This window comes from Benzoatithermus flavus, assembly GCF_037908215.1.
In the GTDB taxonomy this organism is placed as follows: domain Bacteria; phylum Pseudomonadota; class Alphaproteobacteria; order Geminicoccales; family Geminicoccaceae; genus Benzoatithermus; species Benzoatithermus flavus.
Genome location: NZ_JBBLZC010000137.1, coordinates 1 through 532, shown reverse-complemented (window position 1 = coordinate 532; position 532 = coordinate 1). Strand labels below are relative to the sequence as shown.

Annotated in this window: 1 protein-coding gene; it reads right to left on the bottom strand. The window is 47.9% G+C overall.

Annotated features, from left to right (window positions below; translation table 11 throughout):
- On the bottom strand, positions 1-532 hold a 532-nt coding region (locus U1T56_RS24550; RefSeq protein WP_418162087.1), incomplete at both ends, for a GNAT family N-acetyltransferase.

The window sequence follows — 532 nt, the reverse complement described above, 5'->3', positions numbered from 1 at the left end:
AAGATTTTGCGCGATAAAAAGGATTTTTCCATTCCATCAGTGCAGCATAATTGCACGATTCTTCATCTTCTAAATAGTTCGCCACCACTTTGACAGGTGTGCGGCCGCAGCGAAGCAGGAAGGTAATAACAGGATCTTTCAATTTGCCTTTTACTACCGCTTCGAGATATTGCTCCGCTGTCATCTCATGCGCTTTTTTATGATAGCCAGGCATCCTCCCTCCGCCTAACAGCCGCTCTAGTCCCAAATGAACAACCACTTCATACATGGATAGCATCAGCCATTTTCCCAGCCCCCATTTGCGGTAGGCAGGGCGCACGCCAATATCAACGACATAAAGCGTATTCCCGTTTGGGTTATGGTTGCGGATATATCCATGATCCGTGATCTCTTCCCATGTATGGTCCGGATGGCTGGGGTCAAAGTCGACAATAAGCCCTGTCATTGACCCCGCAATTTCGCCATTCACCTCAACACATAAGGCTCCCTCTGGAAAGAGTGTCACATGGTTTTTCAGCTGGTCCGTATTCCA